Raw genomic sequence first — 26,969 nt, 5'->3', positions numbered from 1 at the left:
GAGTAGATCAGCCGCAAGGCCGGATCTCGCCGAAGGAAGCATGGCCCGGTGAGTACACCGTGCGCCGCAATCTCTCAGGCAAAGGGACAGAGGGGGCATCGTCCGGCAGACGCCGGGCGGGCGCCATTGTCCTTTACGCCGCACATCCATGCGTCAACGCCCTGCCCGACCCTGCCGCCACTACCAGCGCGGTTGCGGCCAACCTTTGCCGTTCGCGCCAAGAAAAAGGAATGCACGATGTTTACCAAAGAGATGGAGATTGCCGGTTTCGACGACGCACTGTGGGCCGCGATGCAGGCCGAGGCACAACGCCAGGAAGACCACATCGAGCTGATCGCCTCCGAGAACTACACCAGTCCGCGCGTGATGCAGGCGCAAGGCAGCCAACTGACCAACAAATACGCCGAGGGCTATCCCGGCAAGCGCTACTACGGCGGCTGCGAGCACGTCGATGTCGCCGAGCAGCTGGCCATCGACCGCGCCAAGCAACTGTTCGGCGCCGACTACGCCAACGTGCAGCCGCACTCCGGCAGCCAGGCCAACGCCGCGGTGTACATGGCGCTGCTGCAGCCGGGCGACACCGTGCTGGGCATGAGTCTGGCGCACGGCGGCCACCTCACCCACGGTGCCAAGGTCAACTTCTCCGGCAAGATCTACAACGCGGTGCAGTACGGCATCAACGTGGACACCGGCGAGATCGACTACGACGAAGTGCAGCGTCTGGCCAGCGAACATAAGCCGAAGATGCTGGTCGCCGGCTTCTCCGCCTACTCGCTGGTGGTGGACTGGGCGCGCATGCGCGAGATCGCCGACAGCGTCGGCGCGTATTTCTTTGTCGACATGGCGCACGTCGCCGGCCTGGTGGCCGCCGGCCTGTACCCGAACCCGATTCCGTACGCACACGTGGTGACCACCACCACCCACAAGACACTGCGCGGCCCGCGCGGCGGCCTGATCCTGGCACAAGCCAATCCGGAGCTGGAAAAGAAACTGCAGTCGCTGGTGTTCCCCGGCATCCAGGGCGGCCCGCTGATGCACGTGATCGCCGCCAAGGCGGTAGCCTTCCTCGAGGCGTTGCAGCCGGAATTCGTCGACTACCAGAAACAGGTACTGGCCAACGCCCGCGCCATGGTGGCGGTGTTCCAGCAGCGCGGCTACACGGTGGTATCCGGCAAGACCGATGACCACCTGTTCCTGCTGAGCCTGATCGACAAGGGCCTCACCGGCAAGGCCGCCGACGCCGCGCTGGGTGCCGCCTGCATCACCGTCAACAAGAACGCGGTACCGAACGACCCGCAAAGCCCGTTCGTCACCAGCGGCATCCGCATCGGCAGCCCGGCCATCACCAGCCGCGGCTTCAAGGAAGCGGAAGCCGGCCAGGTGGCGCACTGGGTGTGTGACATCCTCGACGACATCGACAACGCCGATGTCGCCGCCCGCGTGAAACGCCAGGTGGCGGAGCTGTGCGCCGCCTTCCCGGTTTATCGCTAAGAACGTGGTGCACGATCTCGCGAGCTAGAGCGAGACAAGGCGAAAACGACTGAGGAAGCGGAGTTGACATCGGGTCAATGAGCATTCCGAAGCCGTTTTCAACGCGGTATCGCCGAAGCGCAGCAGATCGTGCACAGGTTCAAGCAGCAGCGGGCGCCGTCCAGCGGATGGCGCCCGACTATAATGAAAACTAGCCCTGCGCCGCAGGCACCACCTCAAGAGAAGCAACATGGCAATCAGTGTTTTTGATTTGTTCAAGATCGGCATCGGCCCGTCCAGCTCCCACACCGTCGGCCCGATGCGCGCGGCGCGGCAATTCGTCGCCCGGCTGGAAAAGGACGGCCTGCTGACACAGACCGCCGCGGTCAAGTCCGAAATGTTCGGTTCTCTCGGTGCCACCGGCAAAGGCCACGGCAGCGATGTGGCGGTGCTGCTCGGGCTGCAGGGCGAATACCCGGACCTGGTCGATACCGATGCCGTGGACGGCATGCTGGCCGCCATCCGCAACAACAAGCGCATCGCGCTGCTGGGCACGCACGAGATCGACTTCATCGAGTCCGAACACCTGATCCTGCACAAGCGCAAGGCGCTGCCCTATCACCCTAACGGCATGATCTTCGAGGCGTTTGCCGCCGACGGCAGCAGCCTGTCCAAGCGCGCCTACTACTCGGTCGGCGGCGGCTTCGTGGTCGACGAGGCGGCGATCGACGCCGGCTTCGTACCACCGGGCGTCACCGAGCTGAAGCACCCGTTCAAGAGCGGCGCCGAGCTGCTGGCGCTGTGCCAGCGCCACGGCAAGAGCATCAGCCAGATCATGCTGGAGAACGAGCTGGCGTGGCGCAGCGAGGAAGAAGTGCGCGCCGGCCTGCTCAACATCTGGCACGTGATGCAGGCCTGCGTGAAGCGCGGCTGCGAGCGCGAAGGCATCCTGCCAGGCGGCATGAAGGTCAAGCGTCGCGCCGCCGACATGCACCGCAAGCTGCTGTCGTCGCCGGAAGCGGCGCTGCGCGACCCGCTGACGGTGCTGGACTGGGTCAACCTGTACGCGCTGGCGGTGAACGAGGAAAACGCCGCCGGTGGCCGCGTGGTGACCGCGCCGACCAACGGTGCCGCCGGCATCATCCCGGCGGTACTGCACTACTACGCGCGCTTCATCCCCGGCGCCAGCGACGACGGCATCGTGCGCTTTTTGCTGACTGCTGGCGCCATCGGCATCCTGTTCAAGCTCAACGCCTCCATTTCCGGTGCCGAAGTCGGCTGCCAGGGCGAAGTCGGCTCCGCCTGTTCGATGGCGGCCGGCGGCCTGGCCGAAGTGCTGGGCGGCACGCCGGAGCAGGTGGAAAACGCCGCCGAGATCGGCATGGAACACAATCTGGGCCTGACCTGCGACCCGGTCGGCGGCCTGGTACAGGTGCCGTGCATCGAGCGCAACGCGATGGCGTCGATCAAGGCCATCAACGCGGCGCGGATGTCGCTGCGCGGCGACGGCCAGCACTTCGTGTCGCTGGACCGCGTGATCAAGACCATGCGCGACACCGGCCGCGACATGAGCACCAAGTACAAGGAAACCGCTCGCGGCGGGCTGGCGATCAACGTGATCGAGGTGCCGGTCAACATCGTCGAGTGCTGAGCCCGCCTGTCAAAAAATCTGCGGCCAACCTTGTGCAAGGTTGGCCGCAACGACAAAGCCCGCCTTGACGGCGGGCTTTTTGCATCGTCAACGTCCGGCGTTACAGGAAGCGCGCCGGCGCGTACGGCGCCGGGTCGGTGAACGGCGCTTCGCCGCAGATCACCTGCGCCAGCAGTTGGCCGCATACCGGCCCCAGCGTCAGGCCGTGGTGGGCGTGGCCGAAGTTGAACCACAAGCCCTTGTGGCGCGGCGCGGCGCCCAGCGCCGGGCGCATGTCCGGCAGGCACGGCCGGCTGCCCAGCCACGGCGTGGCATCCAGCCGCTCACCGAGCGGGAACAGCCCGCGCGCCAGCGCCTCGGCCTGCTCCAGCTGCGCGTAGTTGGGCGCGGCGTCGCGGCGCGCCAGCTCCACGCCGGTGGCGATGCGCAGGCCGCGCTGCATCGGCGACACCACGAAGCCGCCTTCCACGTCGGCCACGGTGTAGCTCAGCCCCGGCCCCAGCGGCTGGTAGTGCATGTGGTAGCCGCGCTTGGTCTGCAGCGGAATGCGGTAGCCCAGCGGCTGGAAAATGTCATCGGACCACGGCCCCATGGCGACGACGACCTGCGCCGCGCGCAGCGTGCCGCCACTGGTGGCCACCTGCCAGCCGCTGCCGTCCGGCGTCAGCGACGTGGCGGCCTGTTGCAGCACGGTGCCGCCCAGGCTTTCGAAATAGGCGGCATAGCCGCGGGTCAGCGCACCCGGATCGCTGATACGCTGCGGGTCGCGCCAGTGCACCGCGCCGGCAAAGCCTTCGCCCAACCCCGGCTCGGCGGCGCGCAGCTGCGCCGCGTCCAGTATCTGCAGTTGCAGGCCGTGTTCGGCGGCGATGCGGCGCGCGTTGGCGGCCTCGGCGGCAAAGCCGGCCTCGCTGCGGTAGGCCTCGTACAGGCCATCGTCGCTGCACAACTCCCGCATATTGGCCGCGGCGATCAGCGTGGCGTGTTCGTCCAGGCTGCGGCTGATCAGCGGCAGCATATCGCGCGCGGCGGCGGCGAGGCGATGCGGCGCGGAGGCACGGAAGTAGCGCCACAGCCACGGCGTGCTCTGCAGCAGGCTGGACGGCTGGTAGCGCACGTCGGTGGAGCGGTTGCGGCCGATGCGCAGCACGCTGGCCAGGTCACGCGGGAAGCCATACGGCACCACGGCGGCGCGTTCCAGCAAGCCGGCGTTGCCGTGGCTGGTTTCCTCGCCGGGGGCGCGGCGGTCCAGCAGCGCCACGCGCAGGCCGCGTTGTTGCAGGGCGATGGCGCTGGAGACGCCGATCATGCCGGCGCCGAGGACAATGATGTCGAAATCCATGTTTTGCTTCTTTCAGATGCAGTTGCCATGGGCGCTGCGGCCAGCGGCCATGGCAACGGGATCTGCAAGGTTGGCCGCAGCCTGCGGCCAACCTTGCACGCCGCTTACTTGGCGATGATGTCGCGGTGGAAGTACTTGTGCGACAGCTTGCTGAGGGTGCCGTCCTGCTTCAGGCTGGCAATCGCCTTGTCCAGCTCGGCCTTGCGCGGGTCGCCCTTGCGCACGCCCATGCCGGTGCCCTCGCCGAGGGTGGCGAAATCGCTGAGCACGCCGCCGGCAAAGTCAAAGTCCTTGCCCTGCGGCTTGCTGAGGAAGCCTTCCATCGCAGTCTGCGCTTCCTGCACCCCGGCATCCAGACGACCGGCGGCCAGATCAAGGAAAATCTGCGCCTGGTCGCGGTAGGCCACCACCTTCACACCGTGTTTCTCCCAATGCTTGCGCACGAAGTCTTCCTGGGTGGCGCCCTGCAGCACGCCGACGGTCTTGCCTTTCAGGCTAGCCACGGTCGGCGTCAGCTTGCTGTCGCGACGCGCCACCATCTGGATCGGCACGATGTAGATCGGGGCGGTGAAGTCGATCGACTCGCGGCGCTTGGCGGTGATGTTCATCGCCGAGTTGATGGCGTCGAATTTCTTCGCCTTCAGGCCGGGGATCAGGCCCTCGAACGAGGTTTCCACCCAGCTGCACTTGGCGGCCATGCGCTCGCAGATCGCCTTGCCGACATCGATATCGAAGCCGACCAGCTGGCCGTCGGCCTGCTTGCTCTCGAACGGCGGGTAGAACGGCTCCAGCCCCATGCGCAGCGGCGCACCCTGCGCCATGGCGGTACCGGCGAGGCAGGCCAGCAGGGGGAAAACGGCATTGCGAACGCGTTTGCTGATCATGAAATGTCTCCTTTGTTCCTGTAGCGGGTAACGTCCCGTCCCGTTGCGCCTGGCCAGGCCATGGCGCCTGCGTGGTTTGGCAGCCGGCGGGGCTGCGTTCACGTCTTGCTTTGGCTCGGCCACAAGATAGACATTTTTTCCACTTTGGACAATTAATTTATAAAAAATCTGGGCGCCACCCGCCAGACACGGCAATCAAAGCCGATCTATTCATGACAAAGCCATGTCGCAAATTGCAACTTATCACTTAAATAACAATAACTTGCCGTCAAATCAACATCAAAAAACGTACGCAGAACTCTGTGGAATTGGTAATCGCACAATTTGTAGACTTTTTTTCCACAATGGAATTTAATACAACAAACAAGCCTGCCCGCCACGGCCTACCGCCCGGCAGCGCCCGACCACACCAATACGAGAGTCCAGCATGAACCACATCGACCACCACGCCGCCCCCCTGCTCCTCAACCAGCAACAGGTACGCGACTACCTGTCGGCGCTGCCGGTGCGCGCCGCGCTGAGCGCGCTGTTCCAGGCACTGGCGAACGAACGCGCGGTGCAGCCGGCGCAGACGCTGACCCTGTTCCCGCAAGGCGCCGGCGATGTCATCACCTATCAGGGCGTGCTGGCCGATGCCGGCGTGTTCGGCGCCAAGCTGTCGCCCTACATCGTCACCGACGGCCGCCCGGTGATCAGCGCCTGGACCAGCCTGATGTCGATGCAAACCGGCCAGCCGCTGCTGTTCTGCGATTCCGGCCTGCTGACGGTGGAGCGCACCGCCGGCACCAGCGCGCTGGCCATCGACCTGCTGGCGCGGCAGGACAGCCGCCAGCTGACGCTGATCGGCTGCGGCGCGCTCGGCCAGGCGCACCTGCGCCACGTGCTGCCGCTGCGCGACTGGCAGCGCATCTGCGTGTACGCGCCGGATCTCGCCGCCAAGCCGGAACTGCAGCAGCAACTGCAGGCGCTGGATGCGCGCATCAAAATCAGCAGCAGCGTGGATGCCGCCTGTGACAACAGTGACGTGATCATGCTGTGCACCTCCTCCGCCGCGGCGGTGCTGGACCCGGCAACACTGAACAAAGCGGCGCTGATCACCTCGATCAGCACCAATGCCGTCAACGCGCACGAGGTGGCACCGGCCAGCCTCGCCGCGATGGACGTGTACTGCGACCACAAGCACAGCACGCCGGACAGCGCCGGCGAGATGGTGCTCGCCAGCCAGCAGGGCAGCTGGCAGCGCGAGCGCATCGTCGGTGATCTGGCCGACCTGGTCAGCCAGCGCTGCGCACTGCCGGACTACCAGCGCCCGGTGTTCTTCCGCTCCATCGGCATGGGGCTGCAGGACATCGCCATCGCCTGCGCGCTGCTGCAACAGGCCCAGGCCGCGCAATGAGTCCGCAGCGGCACACCGCGGACTGTCTGATAGCGGCCGGCGGGCGCGAGGCTTGTGCCCTGCCCGCCGCATCAGGCACTATCGCTGTCCCTGCCGTTGCGCCCGAACCGACCATGACGCCCACGCCCAGCCCCACGCCGCAGCAATTGCTGCTGTCGCGCTACAGCCACCTCGCCGACAGCATCGCCAAGCTGTTCTTTCCCTACGCCGAAGTGGTGATCCACGACCTGGACAGCCAGCGCGTGCTCTACCTCGCCAACAACCTGTCGCGGCGCGAAATCGGCGACGAATCGGCGCTGGAAGAAATCGAGCGCACCATCGCCGAACGCTACGTCGGACCGTATGAAAAGGTGAACTGGGACGGCCGCAAGATGCGCTGCGTCAGCTCGGTGCTGTTTGACGACGCCGGCGCCGCGCTGGGGGTGATGTGCATCAACTTCAACATCGCGGTGTTCGAGGACATGCACGGCATGCTGGGCATGCTGCTGAAGGGCGCCGGGCTGGTGGAACAGCCGGCGGAGCTGTTCCGCGACGACTGGCAGGAGCGCATCAACACCTTCATGCACCGCTGGCTGCAGGAGCGGCAACTGGCGCTCAACACCCTGTCGCGCCAGCACCGCAAGGCGCTGGTCGAGGCGCTGTACGCCGAGGGCGCCTTCAACGGCAAGAGCGCCACCCACTACATCGCCAACGTACTCGGCCTCGGCCGCGCCACGGTGTACAAATACCTGCAGACGCTGAAATAGGCGCCCGCGAATGAAAAAGGTTGGCCGCAGCGATGCGGCCAACCTTTTCTTGTCTGCGGCCCGTGCGGGCCGGCGACTTACTGTTTTTGCAGCAGGCGCAGCGTGATCTGCAGCTCGCCGTTGTCACCCTTCACCGTCTGCACGTTCTGCAGGCTCAGGTCCGACGGCAGCAGCAGGCTGATGCCGTTACCGACGCCAACCTTGCTCCAGCTCTTTTCCAGCCGCCGCGCCATGCCTTGTGCCGGCAGCCGCACGTCGCTCTCCAGCGCAAAGCCGTAGTTCTCGGCGGCGCTATCGAACAGGCGCCCGACCTGCTCCGGCTCGACGTAGCGCTCCGCCATGCTGCCCATCTGCCGCGGCGACACTTCCGGCACCGTCTTGCACAGCGTCATCACCTCGTCCTTGAAGCGTACCTGCGCCAGCGGGTCTTCGATCTCCTCCGAGATCTGCTCCATCACCTCGGCCACCAGCTTGCTGCTGCTGCTGGTATCCGGCACCCGCATCGCCTGCAGGAAGTCGTCGAGCCAGAACTTGGCCTCGTGGCCCTGGCGGTCGACCGCGTACAGCAACGGGCCGTTTTCCAGGATCAGCGCACCCTTGTCGATCAGGCGCGGGTTGATGCCGCTGGCGTGGCTGATGTCGAACACCTCGCCGCTTTCGACGATGGTGAGGAAGTCCTCCTGGATCTCCGCCTTGAACACGCCTAGCGCGCGCTGCGGGCTGTCCGCTTCGCCAAGACCAGAGAACAGGATCACCAACAGGTCGCCGGCGGCGATGTTCGGGTGCTGCGAGCGTGCGAACAGGTGCTTGGCGATGCGCTGCGACACCTCCAGCAGATCGACGTCGCCGCGGAAAAACTGCCGCGTGTAGTGGTACAGCTCGTTGAGGTTGAGATCGGTCTCGTGGAAGAACTGGTACTTCTTCTTGTCGGAGACGATGCCCTTCAGGTAGCCGTCCAGAATCAGCGCCGACACCGCCTCGTCCACGCCGATGGCCTTGTGCGACAGCTGCAACGGCTCGCCACGCGCCGGATTGCCGACACGGTGTACCACCAAACGCTCTACCCTGGATTCGCTAATCAGCATGCTCGGATCTGTCCTCATTCAATCAAGGCGCGATTATCGCCGCCCTTGCCCCGCGCAACAAGGTTGGCCGCAGTTCAGCCATCCAGCCCGAACTGCAATGCGGCCAACCTCGCGTACAGCAGCGAGCGCTGCAGCAGCTCGGCGTGGGTGCCCTCCGCCACGATGCGGCCCTGCTCCAGCACCACGATGCGATCGGCCTGCTTCACCGTCGCCAGCCGGTGCGCGATCACAATGGTGGTACGCCCGGCGGCGGCGCGCTCCAGCGCCTGCTGCACCAGCTGTTCCGATTCGGCATCCAGCGCACTGGTGGCCTCGTCCAGCAACAAGATGGGCGGGTTTTTCAGGATGGCGCGCGCGATGGCGATGCGCTGGCGCTGGCCGCCGGACAGGCGCACGCCGCGCTCGCCCAGATAGCTGTGATAGCCCTCCGGCAGGCGCTCGATGAATTCGTGCGCGGCGGCGGCGCGGGCGGCGGCGAACACCTCCTCGTCCGTCGCCTCCGGCCGGCCGTAGCGGATGTTCTCCAGCGCGCTGGCGCCGAAAATCACCGTATCCTGCAGCACGATGCCGATGTGGCGGCGCAGCGCCTGCGGGTCCAGTTGCGCGATATCGGTGCCGTTGAGCGCGATACGGCCAACTTGCGGATCGTAAAAGCGCAGCAGCAGCTGGAACAGCGTGGTCTTTCCGGCGCCGGACGGCCCGACCAGCGCCAGCTGCTCGCCGGGGTGGATCGCCAGGCTGATGCCGGACAGCGACGGCTGTCCGGGGCGCGACGGATAGGCGAAGCCGACGTCTTGCAGTTGCAGCCCGTCGCCCGTTGCCGGCAAGGGCAGCGGCTGCACCGGCGGCTGCACCGGCGAGCGCAGTGCCAGCAGTGCCATCAGGCGTTCGGTCGCGCCGGCGGCGCGCTGCAGGTCGCCCCACACCTCGGCCACCGCGCCGATGGCGCCGGCGGTCACCACCGCGTAGAGGATGAACTGCGCCAACAAGCCGCTGGACATCTCGCCGGCCAGCACCGCGCGCGCGCCCAGCCACAGCACGAACACCACCGCGCCGAACACCAGCATGATCACCACCGCCGTCAGCTGCGAACGGGCGCGGATGCGCGCCAGCGCGGTGTCGAAGCCGAGCGCCACCGAGCCGTCGAAGCGCACGGTTTCGCGGGCCTCCTGCGCGAAGGCCTGCACCGTCTGTACCGCGTTCAGCGTCTCGCCGGCCATGGCGCTGGAATCGGCGATGCGGTCCTGGCTGGCGCGCGACAGCGTACGCACGCGGCGGCCGAAGACCAGGATGGGCAGGATCACCAGCAGCAGCGTGACCAGGATGTAGCCGGTCAGGCTGGGACTGGTCACCGCCAGCATCACCAGCCCGCCCAGCATCAGCAGGATGTTGCGCAGCCCCATCGACAGGCTGGTGCCGATCACGGTCTGCACCAGCGTGGTGTCGGTGGTCAGCCGCGACAGCACCTCGCCAGTCTGCAGCGTCTCGAAGTATTCCGGGCTCATGCGGATCACATGGCGGTACACCGCGCTGCGCACATCGGCGGTGACGCGCTCGCCCAGCCACGACACGAGGTAAAAACGCAGCGCGGTGAACAGCGCCAGTACCAGCGCCAGCGCCAACAGCGCCAGAAAGTAGCCGTCGATCGCCTCGCGCTGCACGAAGACGTGGTCGATCAGGTAGCGGAACGCCACCGGCAGCAGCAGCGTGGCCGCGGCGGCCACCAGCAGCGCCAGCCCGGCCAGTACGGCACGACCGCGATAAGGCCGCAGGAACGGCCACAGGCCGGACAGCGGGGTAAGACGTTGCAATAAACCCGGGCTAGCCACGGCAGCACTCCACAATTAGCATACGATGCGTAACAAGTGCCGCAACGGTACGCTTTTTTCAAGAGCCGCACCGCAATTGCCATTCCCATCCGGCGCCGCCCGCCCCGGCCGGCGCCGGTCACCACAAGGCCCCTCATGCTGATCAACTGTGTTGCCTACCGCCACGGCCAGAAACTCGGCGACATCACGGTAAGCGCCATTCCCGAACACCTGGCCCAGCCGGACTGCCTGGTGTGGGTCGCGTTGCAGGACCCGACCCCGGACGAAATCACCCACTTCGGCCACCAGTTCGCGCTGCACCCGCTGGCGGTGGAGGACGCACTGCACGGCCACCAGCGCCCGAAGCTGGACGAATACGGCGACACCCTGTTTCTGGTGATGAAGACGCTGGAGCCGGACCGCGAGAACGGCATCCACGTCGGCGAGGTCGACCTGTTCGTTGGCCGCAACTTCCTGCTGTCGATCCGCAACCAGACACGCAAGGGCTTCCAGGACGTGCGCACACGCTGCGAGCGCGAGCCGCACCTGCTGGCGCACGGCAGCGGCTTCGTGCTGTACGCGCTGATGGATGCGGTGGTCGACCGCTACCTGGCCGTGATCCACCAGCTGGAAGACGAGCTGGACAGCATCGAAGGCCGGCTGTTTCTCAAGGGTAGCTCGGCGCGGCGCAATATCGCGGCACTGTATGCGCTCAAGCGCAAGCTGATCACCGTCCACCACGCCGCCGCGCCGCTGCACGAGGCCACCGCGCGGCTGTACGGCGGCCGCGTGCCGCCACCGTGCCACGAGCTGCCGGAATATTTCCGTGACGTGGACGATCACTTGTCGCGCATCCTGCACACCGTGGAATCGCAGCGCGACCTGCTGGCCACCGCCATCCAGGTCAATATCGCGATGATCTCGCTGGACGAAAGCAGCATCAGCAAGAAGCTGGCCGCCTACGCCGCGCTGTTCGCGGTGCCGACTATGATCGCCGGCATCTACGGCATGAACTTCGACTACATGCCGGAGCTGCGCACGCCGCTGGGCTACCCGCTGTCACTGCTGAGCATGGTGGTGCTGGATGTGCTGCTGTGGCGCCGCTTCCGCCGCGCCGGCTGGCTGTAACGGCCGCCCCGCCGGCCGGATGATCAGCCGTACCAGCGGCACCCACCACCCGTTCAGGCCGCTGGCGACCGGATAGCGCGGATCACTCTGTTCCGCCGTGCGCCACACCAGGCTTTCCAGCCGTACGTCCAGGCACTCGCCAGCCGGCAGCCGACACTGCCGGGACAGGGTGATCAGCGTCATGCCCTGCGAGTCGACGATATGCCGGCGACCGTCCTGCTCGCGCAGTTGCAAGGATTCGCCATGCCGCAAGCGCGACAGCGCCGCATGCAACGGATGGTCGGGCGGCCGGCGCGCGGCGTAAGACAGGAACACGGCATCCAGCCCAATCTGCACATACTGCCAGTGCCATGCCACCGGAGCCGGTGGCTCGCTGCCCGCAGGCATGGCCAACACCGCCTCTCGCGCGGCCAGAGCAGGCAGGAAGGCATGGCGTCCACCCTGGCTGCGGCACAACACCAGCCCTTCTGCCGCACGAGTCATCGCCACATAGAACAGGCGGCGCTCGGCCGGATCTTGCCGGAACCAGTCGCCGCCATCCAGCACCAGTACCAGCGGCCACTGCCCGCCCTTGGCCTGGTGCACGGTCGACAGGGTCAGGGCTGCGGCCTTGTCGCGCCGGGCATCGCGGCTGAATTCGTAGAACGCATCCAGCAGTGTCGCCGGCGGCAGCTGCTCCTCCTCGCCCCACTGCCCGCATTGCTCCTGCCAGAACTGCGCGCATAGCGCCAGCCAGTCATTATCCGGCGCCGCCTCGCTTTGCCCTCGCGCCTGCGCCCACGCTGCGGCCAACCTTAACGGCTGTTTTGCCTGCTGCAGCGCCAGCACCAGCTCGCGGCCTTCGCGTACCTGATGCAAGGACGGCTGCGCCTTATCCGCGTCGCCGCGCCGCTGATAAGGGATGCTCTCGCTTTCACACCAGGCCACCCATACCGTCAGCGACTGGTTGTTACGCGCCAAAATGGCGATATCCTGCCACCCCAGCTGCGGGTCCAGCGCCCGGCGCCGCTGTATCTCGGCAACGGCCGCCTGCAGTTGCGCCATGACGTCCGCAGCAACGTCGAGTACCAGCACCCGCCCGCCAACCACCGCATCCAATGCCGCCCAGCGCCCGCCCGGCGGCTGCTTGCTGCGGGCATGATCAATACACACCGGGTGCCCGTCTTTCATCCGCCCGCTGTTGGCCGCAATCAAGGCATTGCCGCTGTCGATGATGTGCGAGCTGGAACGGTAGTTGTGCAACAGATAAGCGGTGTCGGCCTGATAGTCCTGCTGAAACTGCTGGATAAAGCGGTTATCGGTGTCGCGGAAGGCATAGATGTTCTGATCGTCATCACCCACCGCCAGCAGCGTCAGCTGTGCATCCTGCTCGCGGGTACGCCCTGCCAGCGCGCTGATCAGCTCGTATTGCAGCTGGTCGATATCCTGGTATTCGTCCACCAGAATATAGCGATAGCCGGCGAGCAGGCGTTCGCGCAATTCGTCACCATCATCGCTGCCCAGGGGGTGATGCTGGCCGCCAAGCAAGGCAATCGCCTCTGCCAGCAAGTCTTGGAACACCACCTCGCCACCGCTTTCGGCCGCACCCGCCAGCGAGCGCCCAGTCAGGCGCAAGGCCAGCGCGTGGTAGGTCAGTACTGTGACACCGTAGGCGGCCACCCCCAGCAGGGTGTACAGGCGCCGACGGATCTCCGCTGCGGCCGCGCGGTTGTAGGTCAGTACCAGAATGCGCTCCGCCGGCTCGCCCTTGATCCGCATCAGATAGGCGACACGGTGCACGATCATCCGCGTCTTGCCCGAGCCTGGCCCGGCCAGCACCAAGGTATTGCCCTGCTCCGGCGCGCACACCAGCCTGGCCTGCTCCGGATTGCCCAGGTCCGAGACAATGGCCTTGTACGCCTCTTCCGTTGCCGCCCGCTCCAGTTCCTCGGCACGGTGGGCAAAATAGCGACGAATGAATGCCAGCCGCGGCAGACTGAAATACGCCAGCACGAAGGCCATGGCATCGGCCATCTTGGCCAGGCCCAACCGCGCATACTCGTGCATGACGTGGATTTGCAAAGTCCGGTCCTGGTAGTGGGCGCGCAATGGCGAGAAATCACTGTCGCGAAAGCCCCGTCCCTTGCTCTCCGGCTGCAAACGGACGGTCATGGCGGCGCGGAAGATGGCCTTGCCCTTGTCCAGTATCAGAACACCGTTATCGTGCATGAACATCAGCCCGGCATTGACGGCAGCCAGCTCGCGCTCGACATCGCCCCGCCACTCTGCGACCAGCACCATATCACCGGATAGCGCATCGCCCAGCTGCCCCATGCCCGCCGACACGGCCAGTGCCGCCCCGCGCGCGCCCTCCGGCAGCTGTCCGAGCAGATAGTCCAGCAGCAAGCCGGCCACCTGCTGCCGCCTTTCGACCAGCTTCTCCAGACTGGACCAAGGCTTGAGGACGCGGATGCGCAAGACTTCGCGCCGGACGACCCGTAGCTGCAGGTATTCGTGCCGGTTGCTGCCGTCATGGCCGGGCAGCGGGCGGGCCAGGGAGCGCAACAAGGTCAGCAGGGTTTCTCCCAGCACCTCGAAACCGCACTCGTCGCGCAGTCGCTGGCAAACATGGCGAAGCCCCAGCTCCTGCCACTCGTCGGCACTCGCATCCGGAGCCTGCTCGCGCATCAGGCCCAGCAGCGCACGCTCCAACTGCGCCAGCCGCTGCAGGCGCTCGGCCGAGGTGTCGGCCACGCCACGCCGCAACAGGCACAGTATCTTCATGTCGCTGTTGAGCAGATCCAGCTTCTCCAGCCCGCGCAGCAGCTGGATGCACTCCTCGACCGGAATGCCCAGATGCAGCGTCAGGTCATCGGTGCTGATCGCCTCGTCGTCCAGGTTGATCAGGTAGGCAATCAGTTGCTCGTAACGCGCACACCTGTCCGCCGGCAAATCGGCCCGCAGCAAGGCGGCTGTGGCCTCGTCCAGCGAGCCAATTTTCAGGCTACCAGGAAAGACCTGGGTCCGGTTTTCATTGCGCTCCAGCAACTGTGCCTGCTCCAGCCAGTGCAGAGCCGTCCGCACCTTGGTGTCGGCATCGGGAGCATCGTCGTCGATCCCGGTGTTCACCTCCGGATCCAGCCGCAGGATTTCTCTGCTGGTCAGGACCAGTTCCTCGCTGCCGCTCTTGGCCGACTGCCGCTTGAGCATGCGCAAGATCGCGGCGATGTCCTGCCGGCTCAGCCGTGATCGCGTCGCCAGGCCAAACTGGGTCTCCACGTCGTTGGTACAAAACAGCAGCACACAGCGCGCCGCCGACTGATCCCGCCCCGCGCGACCGGCCTCCTGCAAATAGTTTTCCAGCGAGCCGGGGATATCGGCATGGATGACGATGCGGATGTCGGGCTTATCCACGCCCATACCGAAAGCATTGGTGGCCACGATGACCTGCAACTCGCCGCTCATGAAGCGCTGTTGCAGCGACTTTTTGTCTGCCGGGTCCAGACCGGCATGAAAGGCGGCGCAACGCCAACCTTGCTGCTCCAGGAATTCGGCATACTCGGCCGTGGCCTTGCGGCGCGAGACAAACACCACCGCGGCGCCACCATCGGCCAGATCGTGACGCAGCAGACTGTGGATTTCCTGCCGCTTGCCCGAGGCTTCGGCATTGATCACCTCGTATTGCAGATTGTTGCGGCTAACCCCGCCGTTAAGCAGCTGCAATTCGATACCGAGCAGGTCGCGAAAATGGGCTTGCAGATCGGCAATTACGTCCTGCTTGGCGGTGGCGGTAAACGCGAACACCGGCGCCAGTGTCCGGGCATGCTGCTCGCGGATAAAGCGGGTTACGTAGAGATAGTCGGTCCGGAAATCATGTCCCCAGCGCGACAGGCAGTGCGCCTCGTCGAACACCCAGCCGCCGATTTCGCGATGGCGGATGGCATCGGCAAACGCCTTGCTGCGAAACTGCTCCGGCGACACCAGCAGGATGCTGATATCGCCCAGACGGACCTTGTCCAGCACGTCGCGCCGCTCGGGCATGGACAGCATGCCGTTGAGCATCGCCGCCGTGAGCACCCCGATCTTGACCAGATTGTCCACCTGATCCTTCATCAGCGACTGCAAGGGTGAGATGACGATGGTCAGGCTGCCGTTGCGCCAGTAGCGCGACAGTGCCGGCAGCTGGTAGCACATCGACTTGCCACCCCCTGTCGGCAGGATGGCCAGCAAGGGCCGACCATCATAACCGGCGCGGACAATCGCCTCCTGCAGCGAGCGGCCATCGGCCGTGGCGGGCTGCGCGCGAAAATCGTCAAAACCGAAATAGCGCTTCAGTTCCTGGCGGATATCCAGATGTTCGCGGCAATACGGGCAATCATCGTCGCCGCAGCGCGTTTCCCGCAGATGCCGGATTTGCTGCGTGACCTGCGGATAGGTCAGGCGCACCCACGGCGGCAAGACCGAATTGCCGCTACAAACGCCCAGCCAGGCAAAGGTATAGGCAAACGCCACCCGCGCCGTCGCATCGGCCTGCAACTGCGGCAGCAACTGTGCCAGCTGCCGTGGACAGACCTTGCCGACAAGCTGCGCGGGCAGGCTTGCGGCCAACCTTTTGGGGGACGGCGCAAATGCCCCCCGGATCGAGGCAAAGAAGGCATCCAGCCCGGGCTCGCCCGCCAACAGGCCATGGTAGACCAGCACCCGCTGCGGATCGGATTGCTGCTGCAGCTGCATCGCCTGGTGCTGGTCTCCCCATAGCGACAGCGCCAGCCTAGCGTCTTTCAGCGGGTCATTCCGACTGTCGCGCAGCAGCTTGTAATCCTTCACCAGCCGATGGTAGGGATTGGCTGGAAAGGCGATCGGCGAGAGTTCCAGGGTGTCGACCAGGCGCAAATCGTGCAGTTTCAACTGCGGACACAATGCTTTCAGCACCGGCAGGTCATGGCGACGCACATTGTGTCCGAGCAGAAAGGCGGCGCCTTCCGCCAGCCGGTCCAGCGGCTCGCGCAGCACGGCAAAGTCGATGGGCTTGTCGGCGCAGACCTGTTCGCCACGGTCCGCCCGCCACGCCGCTAGCTGGTATAGCTTCAGGGCGTCGTGCTTGCCGGTTTCCAGATCAATACACAGGGCTTTGGGGCGAAACGGTTCGGGGGCGGATGAAGGCATGGCGATCGGCACTTCTGCGACGATATATTCAAAGACAAAATCATAACGTAATCCCCCATCGAAAAATGACAAATTACTGGTGGTGCCGCTGCGTGGCCGGCCGCATTCCGCACCTTGCACGCGCTAAAAAGCAGGACAGCCATCGAAATTACGCAACAAAAAGTAAAATATGTTATCGCCGTTTTGCGCTTTGCCGCCTCAGGTGACCTCGCTACACTGCTTGTCAGCCATCGCCGCTTATCGTGGCAAAATCCATTACAAATCATCCGACACCGAGAGCAAACCATGACTACGCGCATCCAGAGCCACCGCCTGCAAGTTGCGGCCAACCTTTACCACTTCATCGAACAGGAAGCGCTGCCCGGCACCGGCGTCGATGCCGCCGCCTTCTGGCAGGGTTTTGATGCGCTGGTGCACACGCTGGCGCCGAAGAACCGCGCGCTGCTGGCCGAGCGTGACCGTCTGCAGAGCGAGATCGACGCCTGGCACCGCGCCCACCCCGGCCCGATCGCCGACATGGCCGCCTACAAGGCCTTTCTCGCCGGCATCGGCTACCTGAAACCGGTACCGGCCGACGCGCAGATCAGCACCAGCAACATCGACAGCGAAATCGCGGAACAGGCCGGCCCGCAGCTGGTGGTACCGGTGATGAACGCCCGCTACGCGCTGAACGCGGCCAACGCGCGCTGGGGCAGCCTGTACGACGCGCTGTACGGCACCGACGCCATCAGCGAAGACGGCGGCGCCAGCCGTGCCGGCGGCTACAACGCGGTACGCGGTGGCAAGGTGATCGCCTTCGGTCGCGACTTCCTCGACCAGGCGGCAACGCTGGAGAACGGCTCGCACTTTGACGCCACCGCCTATAGCGTGGTCGCCGGCCAGCTGCAGGTACAACTGAACAACGGCAGCCACAGCGGCCTGAAGCAGCCCGGCCAGTTCATTGGCTTCAACGGCGACGCCAGCGCGCCAAGCGCCATCCTGCTGAAACAGAACGGCCTGCACTTCGAGATCCAGATCGACAAGGCCAGCGCCATCGGCGCGCAGGACGGTGCCGGGGTCAAGGACATCGTGATGGAGGCCGCGATCAGCACCATCATGGACTGCGAGGATTCCGTCGCCGCCGTCGATGCCGACGACAAGGTGATCGTTTATCGCAACTGGCTGGGGCTGATGCAAGGCACGCTGACCGAAGAAGTCAGCAAGGGCGATAAAACCATCACCCGCCGCCTGAACGCCGACCGCCAGTACCAGACGCCGGCTGGCGACACGCTGAGCCTGCACGGTCGCAGCCTGATGTTCATCCGCAACGTCGGCCACCTGATGAGCAACCCGGCCATCCTCGACGGCGACGGCCGCGAGATTCCGGAAGGCATCATGGACGCGGTGGTCACCACCCTGATCGCGCTGCACGACCAGCAGCGCCGCGGCAACTCGCGCGCCGGCTCCATCTACATCGTGAAGCCGAAGATGCACGGCCCGGACGAAGTGGCATTCGCCAACGAGCTGTTCGGCGCGGTGGAAAGCCTGCTCGGCCTGCCGCAATACACCGTGAAGCTGGGCATCATGGACGAGGAGCGCCGCACAAGCGTCAACCTCAAGGCCTGCATCGCCGCCGCCCGCCACCGCGTCGCCTTCATCAACACCGGCTTCCTCGACCGCACCGGTGACGAGATGCACACCGCGATGGAAGCCGGCCCGATGATCCGCAAGGGCGACATGAAGACCAGCAAGTGGATCACCGCCTACGAGCGCAGCAATGTGCAGGTCGGCCTCGATTGCGGCCTGCGCGGCCACGCCCAGATCGGCAAGGGCATGTGGGCGATGCCGGACCTGATGGCGGAGATGCTGAAGCAGAAGATCGGCCACCCAAAAGCCGGCGCCAACACCGCCTGGGTGCCGTCGCCGACCGCCGCCGTGCTGCACGCGCTGCACTACCACCAGGTCAACGTGCAACAGGTTCAACAAGGGCTGGAAGGCCAGGCCATCGACGTGCTGGACGAGCTGCTGACCATTCCGGTTGCGGCCAACCCTCAGTGGAGCGCCGCCGAAATCCAGCAGGAGCTGGACAACAACGCGCAGGGCATCCTCGGCTACGTGGTGCGCTGGATCGACCAGGGCGTGGGTTGCTCCAAAGTGCCGGACATCCACAACGTCGGCCTGATGGAAGACCGTGCCACGCTGCGCATCTCCAGCCAGCACATCGCCAACTGGCTGCGCCACGGCATCACCAACGAGGCGCAGGTGATGGAAACGCTCAAGCGCATGGCGGCGGTGGTCGACGCCCAGAACGCCGGCGACCCGCTGTACCAGAACATGGCCGGCAATTTCGAGACGTCCGTTGCCTTCAAGGCTGCCTGCGATCTGGTGTTCAAGGGCTGCACGCAGCCATCCGGCTACACCGAGCCGCTGCTGCACGCCTGGCGTCTCGTGGCCAAGGCGCAGTAAGCGCCGCCGCCCCATCGCCCCGCAAACGCGCCATCGCCGATGGCGCGTTTTTTCATGCCGGACACGCCGACGCAACAAGGCCGGCGCTCGCGGCGGCGCGAACTATACTGCACTGTCGCTTATCCGGGAGGACACCATGAAGCAACTGATCATCCTGCTCAGCCTGCTGGCGGCGCCGGTCATGGCGCTGGACATCAACGACGCCAGCTACGACGAACTGGTAGCCGCCGGTTTCAGCACCGCCGATGCGCAGCGCATCGTCGACGCGCAGCTGAGCACCACCTTTAGCAGCAGCCGTGACCTGCTGGCGATCAAGGGCATCACCCAGGGCGATCTCAACCGCGTGCGCGCGTCACTGACCATCAACGGCGAGCCGGTCACCACCCGTTCCGGCACCGCGCCGGCCATCCCCGGCGTGCGGGCCGCCATTCCGGCCAGCAAGAGCAGCACCGTTGACCTGGACAGCCCGGGCAGCAAGGGCAAGAGTGGTGGCAGCCAGCGCGGCGGCAACGGCGGTGGTGGCGGTAACGGTGGCGGCAAGGGCAAGGGCAACTGAGCCGGCCGGTCACCTGCGATACAGCCTCCGCCAACGACAACGCGCCATCCACGGATGGCGCGTTTTTTCGTAGCGTGCCCAAGGTTGGCCGCAACGCTGCGGCCAACCCTGGCAACGGCCGCTCAGTAGTAAATCACCTCGCGGCGGGTGCTGAGGCAACCGTTGCCCTGCATCTGCGGCGTCAGGTACACGTACACTGACTTGTCGTCGTTGCGCAGGATGGTGGTGCTCTCGTTCAGCGACGCGTGATACTTGAACTCGCCGTAGATTTCCTCGCGCAGCACGGTGCAGGCCTTCGGCCAGTACGCCGTTTCGTTGTATTCCGCCGAACACCGGCCCGACTTGTCCGGGCCGACGCTCATCGACACGTGGCTGTCGCCATCCGAATATTTCTTTGCGATCAGGCTGGAAAACGGCCGGCGGTCAGCGTCTTTGTCATTCCAGATATCGTGCGAGGCATGGCCGCTGTCCTTGACGATAAAACTGGCCACCTTCTTCAGCGGTGCCATGCAGGTCTTGATCTTGGCATCTACGGCATTCTCCACCGGGCTGGGCTCGCCGGCCTGTGCCAGTAGCGGCGCCAGCAAGGCCAGCAGCAACGTTGAGCGGTATCTCATCTTTTCTCTCCCCTTGTGCAAAACACGCGCCGCTCGGTCGCAGCGCGTGGCCACTCAACATACCATCAGCGCCATGCCGCTGAAATGACCTGCGTCAGCCGCCGCAGCCGACCCTAGCGCAGCAGCGGCATCAGGCTCGCCAGCTGCTGGCCGTGCTCGTCCAGCAACAGCAAGTCGCCGCCCTGCCATTGCCAGCGCCGTACCGATTTCAGTGCGGCAAGGAAGGCCGGCTCGATCTCCTGCGGCTGCGGGCAGGCCTGCCGCGTGCTAGCCAGCTGGCGGAAGCGCAGCTTGGCCGGCGACAGACGGTAGCTGCCGCCGAAGCGGTTGCAACCGGCCACGCCGCTCACCCGCTGCGTGGCGGCATCCAGCTCGAAATACGGCCGTGCCACATTGGCGGCGATCGGCTTGCCCGCCAGCGTGCGCAAGTGCCAGCGCTCCTGCTGCAGCCGTTGCAGGGTGGTGTCCGGCACGGCGCCATCGCAGCGCTGGCGCTGGCTGATGCTGCCAAAACGCTGCGGAATCACGCTCAGCCGGTAGCCGGCCTCGTCGTGGCGTGGCGCCAGTGTCGCCTCCATCCGCACCAGCAAGCGTTCGCCCGGCCGCTGCCGCGTGGCCAGATAGGCACGCTCCAGCGCGACGTTGTCGCCCTCCGCCACCACCGGCAGGCGCATGCCCAGCTCGCACAGCTCGATGGTGCCGGCATCGGCCATGTACTGGTACAGGCCGCTCAGCTGCAACCGCGGTTCGATCGGCGCAAACTGGCGCGCGCGGCGCAGCGAATAGTTGAGGCGCGACACGATCAGGCGGCCGTCGCTGTCGAGCTTGGTCAGCCGCTTGTTGCGCACCGCAAACAGCAGCGGCGCCTCGTTGGCAGCGCTGAGATGCAGCCGGCCATCCTCCATGCGCCAGACGCCCATCTGGTCGTGCTGCAGCGGCTGCGGCTTGCCGCGATAAACCTGGCGCAGGGTGTAGTAGCGCTCGTCCCACAGATCCAGCTGCCAGCTGACGCCGGCGCAATCGGCACACGGCAGCTCGCCGCGATAGGTGGCCGGATAGTCGGGCAGCGACTGCGCAGGCGCCGGCAGCGGCGTGAGCGGTAGCAACAGCAGCAGGCCGCGCATGAGTGAGGATTTCAGCAACGCAGACTCCTTGGTGGACAGTAAGGGACAGGCTGGGACCGGCCCGGTGCCGGAGCGTTCCGCAGCGCTGGCCGGCCACGCGCAAACGGCCGGCGGCGGCTGGTAGCGGCGAAATGCGCCGCTATTCGCCAGCGGTACGGAACTTGGCCACCAGTATGCCTTCTAAGTGCGGTGAACAGCATCAGCTGGCCCATTCCCCACCAGCCCCATCCAAGGAGTACACCATGCAACAAACCCTGACCCGTTCGCTGATCCTGCTGGCCGCCATCGCGGCACTGACCGGCTGCGCCGGCATGACCCAGAACCAGCGTAACGCCGCCATCGGCGCTGCCATCGGCGGCGTGGCCGGCTCGGTCCTGACCGGTGGCGACACCCTCGGCACCCTTGGTGGCGCGGCCGTCGGCGGCGTCATCGGCAACGGTGGCATCAAGTAAGCCGCCACGCCGTTACAAGCACCGGGCGCGCACTGCGTGCCCAGCCACACCACCGCCGTCACGCTGCCGTGACGGCGGTTTTGTTTGTGGCGGCCAACGTTGGCCGCAGACGGCGCGGCAAGCAACAAGCAGCACACAGGCACCACACCGGAAAACCGTTACAGAACAGACCATTAACGACAGCACCGGCACGCCAGACCGCCGCATCGGCACATGGTCAGCCGGCGATCAGCGGCTATACTGCGGTATGAGCCGCGACCTCCCGCCGCGACTTCGCCAAGGAGCAGCATCATGGGCAAAATCCGACACAGTACCAAGGAAGCGAAAAAGCAGGCACAGCACACGCCGAAGGAGAAACGCGCCGCCAAACAGCTGAAGAAACACGCTGGCGACACCCCTCCTCTGCTACCCCCGCACTGAACCCCGCCCGCTTTTACCCCGTCCACCAGTAACGAGCCCCTTACGCTGCCTGGTCACGACTCCCGCGCCAGGCAGCAACAGGCGAGCCACTCGCCCCTCACCACGTCATGAAGATCACCCCGACGCCAACAGCGAACGGGCGCTGAACACCTGCACGCCAGCCTGCAAGCGCGAACGCATCGCGCAAACCGCAATCCAGCCTCGCAAACTGACACTGCCCCGGCCGCAGGGCCACACGGCAGACCGCGCGCGCCCGCGCATGGCGAGCGGCGCCATGGTCTAGACTGAAAGCAGCGCCCCATGGCGCGGAGTCCTGCAATGAGCAAGCTGTGGCAGTTCATCGCCGTGGTCTGGCTGGCCCTGCTGCCTGGCCTGACGGCGGCGGCCACGCCGGCACCGGTCGTCGTCATCCCGCTCAGCGGTGCCATCGGCCCGGCCAGCGCCGACCACGTTGGCCGCAGCCTGGCGCGTGCGCAGCGCGAAGGCGCGCAGTTGGCGGTGCTGCAGATGGACACCCCCGGCGGGCTGGACACCTCGATGCGACAGATCATCAAGGCCATCCTCGCCTCGCCGGTGCCGGTGGCCAGCTTCGTCGCCCCCAGCGGCGCCCGCGCCGCCAGCGCCGGCACCTACATCCTGTACGCCAGCCACATCGCCGCGATGGCACCCGGCACCAACCTCGGCGCCGCCACCCCGGTGCAGATCGGCATGACCGGCCCGCCGGACAAGGCCGGCAAGCCCGACAGCAGCGCCCCGGCCAGCAGCAACCAGGATGCGCTGAGCCGCAAACAGGTGAACGACGCCGCCGCCTACATCCGCGGCCTGGCGCAACTGCGCGGCCGCAACGTGGAATGGGGCGAGCGCGCGGTGCGCGAGGCCGTCAGCCTGTCGGCCGGCGACGCACTGGCGCTGCGGGTGGTGGATCTCACCGCGCGCGACATCCCCGACCTGCTGCAGCGGCTGGACGGCCGCAGCGTGCCGATGGCCAGCGGCACACGAGTGCTGCACACCGCCGGTGCCGCGGTCATCACCCTGCCGCCGGACTGGCGCAGCCGCTTCCTGGGCGTGGTCACCGACCCCAGCGTGGCGATGATCCTGATGCTGCTGGGCATCTACGGCCTGCTGTTCGAATTTTCCAATCCCGGCTTCGTGCTGCCCGGCGTGGTCGGTGCCACCTGCCTGCTGCTGGGGCTGTACGCGCTGCAAATGCTGCCGGTCAACTACGCCGGGCTGGCGCTGGTGCTGCTGGGGCTGGGCTGCATGATCGCCGAGGCCTTCCTGCCAAGCTTCGGCACGCTGGGGCTGGGCGGCATCGTCGCCTTCGTCATCGGCGGGGTGATGCTGGTCGATACCGAACAGCCCGGCCTCGGCGTGCCACTGGGGCTGATCGTGGCGCTGGCGGCCATCTCCGGCCTGTTCGTGTTTCTGGTCAGCGGCATGGCGCTCAAGGCCCGCCGCCAGCCACAGGTCGGCGGTGAAGTGGCACTGATAGGCAGCCACGGCGAAATGCTCGACGATCTGGACGGCGAAGGCTGGGCCAGCATCCGCGGCGAATGCTGGCGCGTGCACAGCGCGACGCCACTGAAACGCGGTCAGCCGGTGCGGGTGACCGCACGGCAAGGGCTGCTGCTGGAGGTGACGCCAAGCAGCGACACCGACAAAGGAGAATCACCATGAGTTACGAAATGGGCGGTGGCTTGTTAATGCTGATCCTGGCGCTGCTGGTACTGCTGCTGATCGCGTCGTCGTTCCGCATCCTGCGCGAATACCAGCGCGGCGTGGTGTTCATGCTCGGTCGCTTCTGGCGGGTGAAGGGGCCGGGGCTGGTCCTGCTGATCCCCGGCGTGCAGCAGATGGTGCGCGTCGACCTGCGCACGGTGGTGATGGACGTGCCGTCGCAGGACGTGATCTCGCACGACAACGTGTCGGTGAAGGTCAACGCCGTGCTCTACTTCCGCGTGGTCGATCCGGAACGCGCCATCATCCAGGTCGCCAACTTCCTCGAAGCCACCAGCCAGCTGGCGCAGACCACGCTGCGCTCGGTGCTGGGCAAGCACGAACTGGACGAGATGCTGGCCGAGCGCGAACGGCTGAATCTGGACATCCAGAAGGCGCTCGACGTGCAGACCGACGGCTGGGGCATCAAGGTGTCCAATGTCGAGATCAAGCACGTCGACCTCAACGAATCGATGATCCGCGCCATCGCCCGCCAGGCTGAGGCCGAACGCGAACGGCGCGCCAAGATCATCCACGCCGAGGGCGAGCTGCAGGCATCGGAAAAGCTACTGGGCGCGGCGCGCATGCTGGCGCAGCAACCGGAAGCGATGCAGCTGCGCTACATGCAGACGCTGACGCAGATCGCCGGCGACAAGAGCTCCACCATCGTGTTCCCGATGGACATCCTGCAGGCGCTGCGCGGCAAGACACCGCCGGAGTGAGGTGAGGCGCGGCGGCTGCAAGCGCGGCCCCATCACGCCGCGACAGCGCGCAACGACCGCCCAGACGCAAAAAGGTTGGCCGCAAGCGTTTTTCGCTTGCGGCCAACCTTCAGGTACAGACCATTGCCGCGACTGGCGGCACACGGGCTACTTCAGGGCAGATTCGGCAGCGGCCGATCATTGCGGTGCAGCACCTCGCTCAGCTTGCAGGCCTCGCACTCGACATACAGCAACTCGCTCTCCTTGCGCAGCCGGGCCTGACGACCGCACAGCCGGCAGTCCGGTTTGATGCCGGTATTCTCGCCACACGCCAGGCACTTCAGGTAGTAGCCATATTTGCCATAGCGGAATTCCAGCTGCTGCGAGGCACACGCCTTGCAATACGTCACATATTCCTTCTGCGGCCCCTCGTCACGCAGCAGCCGTTCCCAGAAGCCGGCCTGGCGCAGTTTGTCGCCAATGTAATCCAGATGACGATACACCGGCGCCGCGACCGGCGGCGTTGCGGTCGGCTTTAGCGGACTGGCCGGCGCGGCCATCACCACCTCGACCAGCGTCGCCGCGTACTCGCGAGCCGGTTCCCGCGCCACGGGTGCTTCCGCTACCGGTGCTGGCGCAACTGGCGCCGGCTGTGCCCTAGGCGTATGCATCCGGCTCATGTACTCGCCCAGAATCTTGCGGTACGGCGCCGGAAACGCCACCGGCCCGGCCACCTTGGCGCGAATACGCTCCCCCACCAAGTCGGCCTTGCATACCTCGGCCACCGTCTCGCCCTTGGGGGCGATGAACTGACCCTTGCTGGAAATGGCGATCATGAAGTCGATAGCCAGCGCATCAATGACCTGCGGCTGCTTGGCCATGCGGCGCAAAAACTTGCGCAAGAACTCCGCCTGCAGCTTGGCCTGCACAATCGGCGACGCCATGCCGGACGAGCGGTCGTCATACCAGCGCAGCCACTCGCCATCGGCCTTCATCTGCAGCTTGCCGGCCACGCTCTTGCTCTCGATGATGGTCAACCCGGCGGGATGAATCAGCACATGGTCCATCTGCGCTGCATCGCCATCCATCTCCAGCCGGATATCGTTCAGCACATACACCTCGCTGTCGTCACCGAAATAGCGGCGCAGATAAAACGCCATCTCTTTTTCAGCCGCATCACCCGCCGCCTGCTTCCAGTCGCGGGCTTCGGTAAAAGTCTTTTCTTTCAGGATCATGGATGAGGTGCAGTTTTTTGGACAGGAAGTCGCATTATAACCTCGTCATGCAGTCATCGTTGCCGTGTCGGCAAGCACCACAAGCCATCTTGCGGCCAACCTTCGGGGCCAATAAGTATCGAACCGCATTTTATGCAGCTCAATCTGCCGCGTCGCGCCATGTCGACTACCATTAAAAGTAAGGAGGCATCATCATGAAATGCTGGACCTACGACACCCGCTACGGCCCCTTCGAGATCGTGCCGCTCGATGGCAGCTACCACATCATGCACGAGGGCGAGGCACTGGCCGCCTACCCGACCCCGGAAGAAGCCGCCAAGGCGCTGGCCGAAGGCCACAGCCCGTGGCCACCCTTCGGCAACCCGCGCGACCTCGGCATCCCCGCCGATCTGAAGCAATGGCATTGCCGCCTACTGGCCTGACCATTGCTGCGGCGTAACCAAGCGCAAAACAACGTTGGCCGCAAACCGGTGATGGTTTGCGGCCAACGTTGAAAACCTTGATCAGACACGTTTCAACCCCGGATTTGCCTGCGGCTTATCTGAGATACGTGACGGCATATTTTGCAACCCGATAATACAGGCCGCATTACAACCAATCGTGGAGGAGAATTAAGTGACGCTACCACGGTTAATATTTATATTTCTCGTTTATGGCTTTCCGACAAATGTAGGATCATATGAATATGAGTGTTCGAATTTATCTGAATTGCAATGCATTTTCAGATATCACTCAGATATATACCATAAAGATCCTATTTATTTTTGGAAGGTTATAAATCATGCACAATATACTGCATACAGCTGCAAATCAGTCAAAGCGACGGCAGATTTTTTACATATTACAAAACTACATGGCGTGGGCGCAGATCTGGAAGAATATATATCTGAAAGCATCGAAACCTTATGCATAAAGAAACCTGTTTGTCTCAAACGAGCCATGAATATGCTAGACAAAAAGACACAAGATAGCGTTAAGGTAAAGCTAAAAAACCCAATCTATTTTGGAAAAAATGAAATAGCTGCCTGCTATCATTAAGCACGGCACA

20 protein-coding genes are annotated in these 26,969 nt (G+C 65.1%); 12 read left to right on the top strand and 8 right to left on the bottom strand.

Features of this window, described 5'->3' with window-relative positions; genetic code table 11:
• Nucleotides 1-237: 237 nt before the first annotated feature.
• Nucleotides 238-1,491 (top strand): serine hydroxymethyltransferase, encoded by a 1,254-nt coding sequence (gene glyA / locus ACG97_RS04065; protein WP_047966052.1) that lies wholly within the window; start codon nt 238-240, stop codon nt 1,489-1,491.
• A 229-nt stretch (nt 1,492-1,720) separates the two neighbouring features.
• Nucleotides 1,721-3,121 carry an L-serine ammonia-lyase gene (locus tag ACG97_RS04060; RefSeq protein ID WP_047966051.1) on the top strand — a complete coding sequence of 467 codons (1,401 nt, stop codon included), beginning with the start codon at nt 1,721-1,723 and terminating at the stop codon, nt 3,119-3,121.
• 100 nt (nt 3,122-3,221) lie between these two features.
• On the opposite strand, the gene ACG97_RS04055 is transcribed toward ACG97_RS04060, so the two are convergent.
• Both ACG97_RS04055 and ACG97_RS04050 read right to left on the bottom strand, forming a co-directional pair.
• Nucleotides 3,222-4,463, bottom strand: coding sequence for an FAD-binding oxidoreductase (locus ACG97_RS04055; RefSeq protein WP_047966050.1), 1,242 nt, complete (start codon nt 4,461-4,463; stop codon nt 3,222-3,224).
• Nucleotides 4,464-4,567: 104 nt separating this feature from the next.
• A complete protein-coding gene (locus tag ACG97_RS04050; RefSeq protein WP_047966049.1) occupies nt 4,568-5,347 on the bottom strand; it encodes an ABC transporter substrate-binding protein in 780 nt (259 codons plus the stop codon).
• Between the two features lie 427 nt (nt 5,348-5,774).
• Between ACG97_RS04050 and ACG97_RS04045 the strand changes: the two genes are divergently transcribed.
• Both ACG97_RS04045 and ACG97_RS04040 read left to right on the top strand, forming a co-directional pair.
• Complete coding sequence (locus ACG97_RS04045; RefSeq protein WP_047966048.1) at nt 5,775-6,743, top strand: ornithine cyclodeaminase family protein; 969 nt, start codon at nt 5,775-5,777, stop codon at nt 6,741-6,743.
• A gap of 113 nt (nt 6,744-6,856) precedes the next feature.
• A complete protein-coding gene (locus ACG97_RS04040) occupies nt 6,857-7,489 on the top strand; it encodes a transcriptional regulator (RefSeq protein WP_047966047.1) in 633 nt (210 codons plus the stop codon).
• 77 nt (nt 7,490-7,566) lie between these two features.
• Here the strand turns inward: ACG97_RS04040 and ACG97_RS04035 are convergent, their stop codons facing one another.
• Nucleotides 7,567-8,574: a nucleoid-associated protein gene (locus ACG97_RS04035; protein WP_047966046.1), complete on the bottom strand. Its 1,008-nt coding sequence runs from the start codon at nt 8,572-8,574 to the stop codon at nt 7,567-7,569.
• A gap of 74 nt (nt 8,575-8,648) precedes the next feature.
• Nucleotides 8,649-10,403: an ABC transporter transmembrane domain-containing protein gene (locus ACG97_RS04030; protein ID WP_047966045.1), complete on the bottom strand. Its 1,755-nt coding sequence runs from the start codon at nt 10,401-10,403 to the stop codon at nt 8,649-8,651.
• A 135-nt stretch (nt 10,404-10,538) separates the two neighbouring features.
• On the opposite strand from ACG97_RS04030, the gene corA reads away from it, so the two are divergent.
• Nucleotides 10,539-11,510, top strand: coding sequence for a magnesium/cobalt transporter CorA (gene corA, locus ACG97_RS04025; RefSeq protein WP_047966044.1), 972 nt, complete (start codon nt 10,539-10,541; stop codon nt 11,508-11,510).
• Here corA and ACG97_RS04020 read toward each other — a convergent pair.
• A complete protein-coding gene (locus tag ACG97_RS04020) occupies nt 11,442-16,655 on the bottom strand; it encodes a RecQ family ATP-dependent DNA helicase (protein WP_156167931.1) in 5,214 nt (1,737 codons plus the stop codon). The genes corA and ACG97_RS04020 overlap by 69 nt on opposite strands.
• A 285-nt stretch (nt 16,656-16,940) precedes the next feature.
• On the opposite strand from ACG97_RS04020, the gene ACG97_RS04015 reads away from it, so the two are divergent.
• The gene (locus ACG97_RS04015) at nt 16,941-19,100 is read left to right on the top strand and encodes a malate synthase G (protein ID WP_047966043.1); all 2,160 of its coding nucleotides are present in this window, start codon (nt 16,941-16,943) and stop codon (nt 19,098-19,100) included.
• Between the two features lie 136 nt (nt 19,101-19,236).
• Nucleotides 19,237-19,656 carry a hypothetical protein gene (locus ACG97_RS16850; RefSeq protein WP_053068053.1) on the top strand — a complete coding sequence of 140 codons (420 nt, stop codon included), beginning with the start codon at nt 19,237-19,239 and terminating at the stop codon, nt 19,654-19,656.
• A 122-nt stretch (nt 19,657-19,778) separates the two neighbouring features.
• Here the strand turns inward: ACG97_RS16850 and ACG97_RS04005 are convergent, their stop codons facing one another.
• Together ACG97_RS04005 and ACG97_RS04000 are read right to left on the bottom strand one after the other, a co-directional pair.
• A complete protein-coding gene (locus tag ACG97_RS04005) occupies nt 19,779-20,273 on the bottom strand; it encodes a hypothetical protein (RefSeq protein ID WP_047966042.1) in 495 nt (164 codons plus the stop codon).
• A gap of 113 nt (nt 20,274-20,386) precedes the next feature.
• Nucleotides 20,387-21,415 carry an META domain-containing protein gene (locus ACG97_RS04000; RefSeq protein ID WP_156167928.1) on the bottom strand — a complete coding sequence of 343 codons (1,029 nt, stop codon included), beginning with the start codon at nt 21,413-21,415 and terminating at the stop codon, nt 20,387-20,389.
• 224 nt (nt 21,416-21,639) lie between these two features.
• On the opposite strand from ACG97_RS04000, the gene ACG97_RS03995 reads away from it, so the two are divergent.
• The 4 genes from ACG97_RS03995 to ACG97_RS03985 all read left to right on the top strand — a co-directional run bounded on the left by ACG97_RS03995 (nt 21,640) and on the right by ACG97_RS03985 (nt 24,707).
• Nucleotides 21,640-21,849, top strand: a complete 210-nt coding sequence (locus ACG97_RS03995) for a glycine zipper 2TM domain-containing protein (RefSeq protein ID WP_047966040.1) — start codon at nt 21,640-21,642, stop codon at nt 21,847-21,849.
• A gap of 291 nt (nt 21,850-22,140) precedes the next feature.
• A complete protein-coding gene (locus tag ACG97_RS18115) occupies nt 22,141-22,269 on the top strand; it encodes a hypothetical protein (protein ID WP_255348020.1) in 129 nt (42 codons plus the stop codon).
• A 318-nt stretch (nt 22,270-22,587) separates the two neighbouring features.
• The gene (locus ACG97_RS03990; RefSeq protein ID WP_047966039.1) at nt 22,588-23,946 is read left to right on the top strand and encodes a nodulation protein NfeD; all 1,359 of its coding nucleotides are present in this window, start codon (nt 22,588-22,590) and stop codon (nt 23,944-23,946) included.
• Complete coding sequence (locus ACG97_RS03985; protein ID WP_082133635.1) at nt 23,943-24,707, top strand: slipin family protein; 765 nt, start codon at nt 23,943-23,945, stop codon at nt 24,705-24,707. Before ACG97_RS03990 ends, ACG97_RS03985 begins: the two co-directional genes overlap by 4 nt.
• 152 nt (nt 24,708-24,859) lie before the next feature.
• Here ACG97_RS03985 and ACG97_RS03980 read toward each other — a convergent pair whose 3' ends face one another.
• Nucleotides 24,860-25,921 (bottom strand): nuclease-related domain-containing protein, encoded by a 1,062-nt coding sequence (locus ACG97_RS03980; RefSeq protein WP_047966037.1) that lies wholly within the window; start codon nt 25,919-25,921, stop codon nt 24,860-24,862.
• 194 nt (nt 25,922-26,115) lie between these two features.
• Between ACG97_RS03980 and ACG97_RS03975 the strand changes: the two genes are divergently transcribed.
• Nucleotides 26,116-26,343: a hypothetical protein gene (locus ACG97_RS03975; protein ID WP_047966036.1), complete on the top strand. Its 228-nt coding sequence runs from the start codon at nt 26,116-26,118 to the stop codon at nt 26,341-26,343.
• The last annotated feature ends 626 nt before the right edge of the window (nt 26,344-26,969 follow it).

This window comes from Vogesella sp. EB, assembly GCF_001037925.1.
GTDB classification, from domain to species: domain Bacteria; phylum Pseudomonadota; class Gammaproteobacteria; order Burkholderiales; family Chromobacteriaceae; genus Vogesella; species Vogesella indigofera.
The sequence above is the reverse complement of the archived record's forward strand: the minus strand, read 5'-3'. Positions and strand labels throughout refer to the sequence as shown.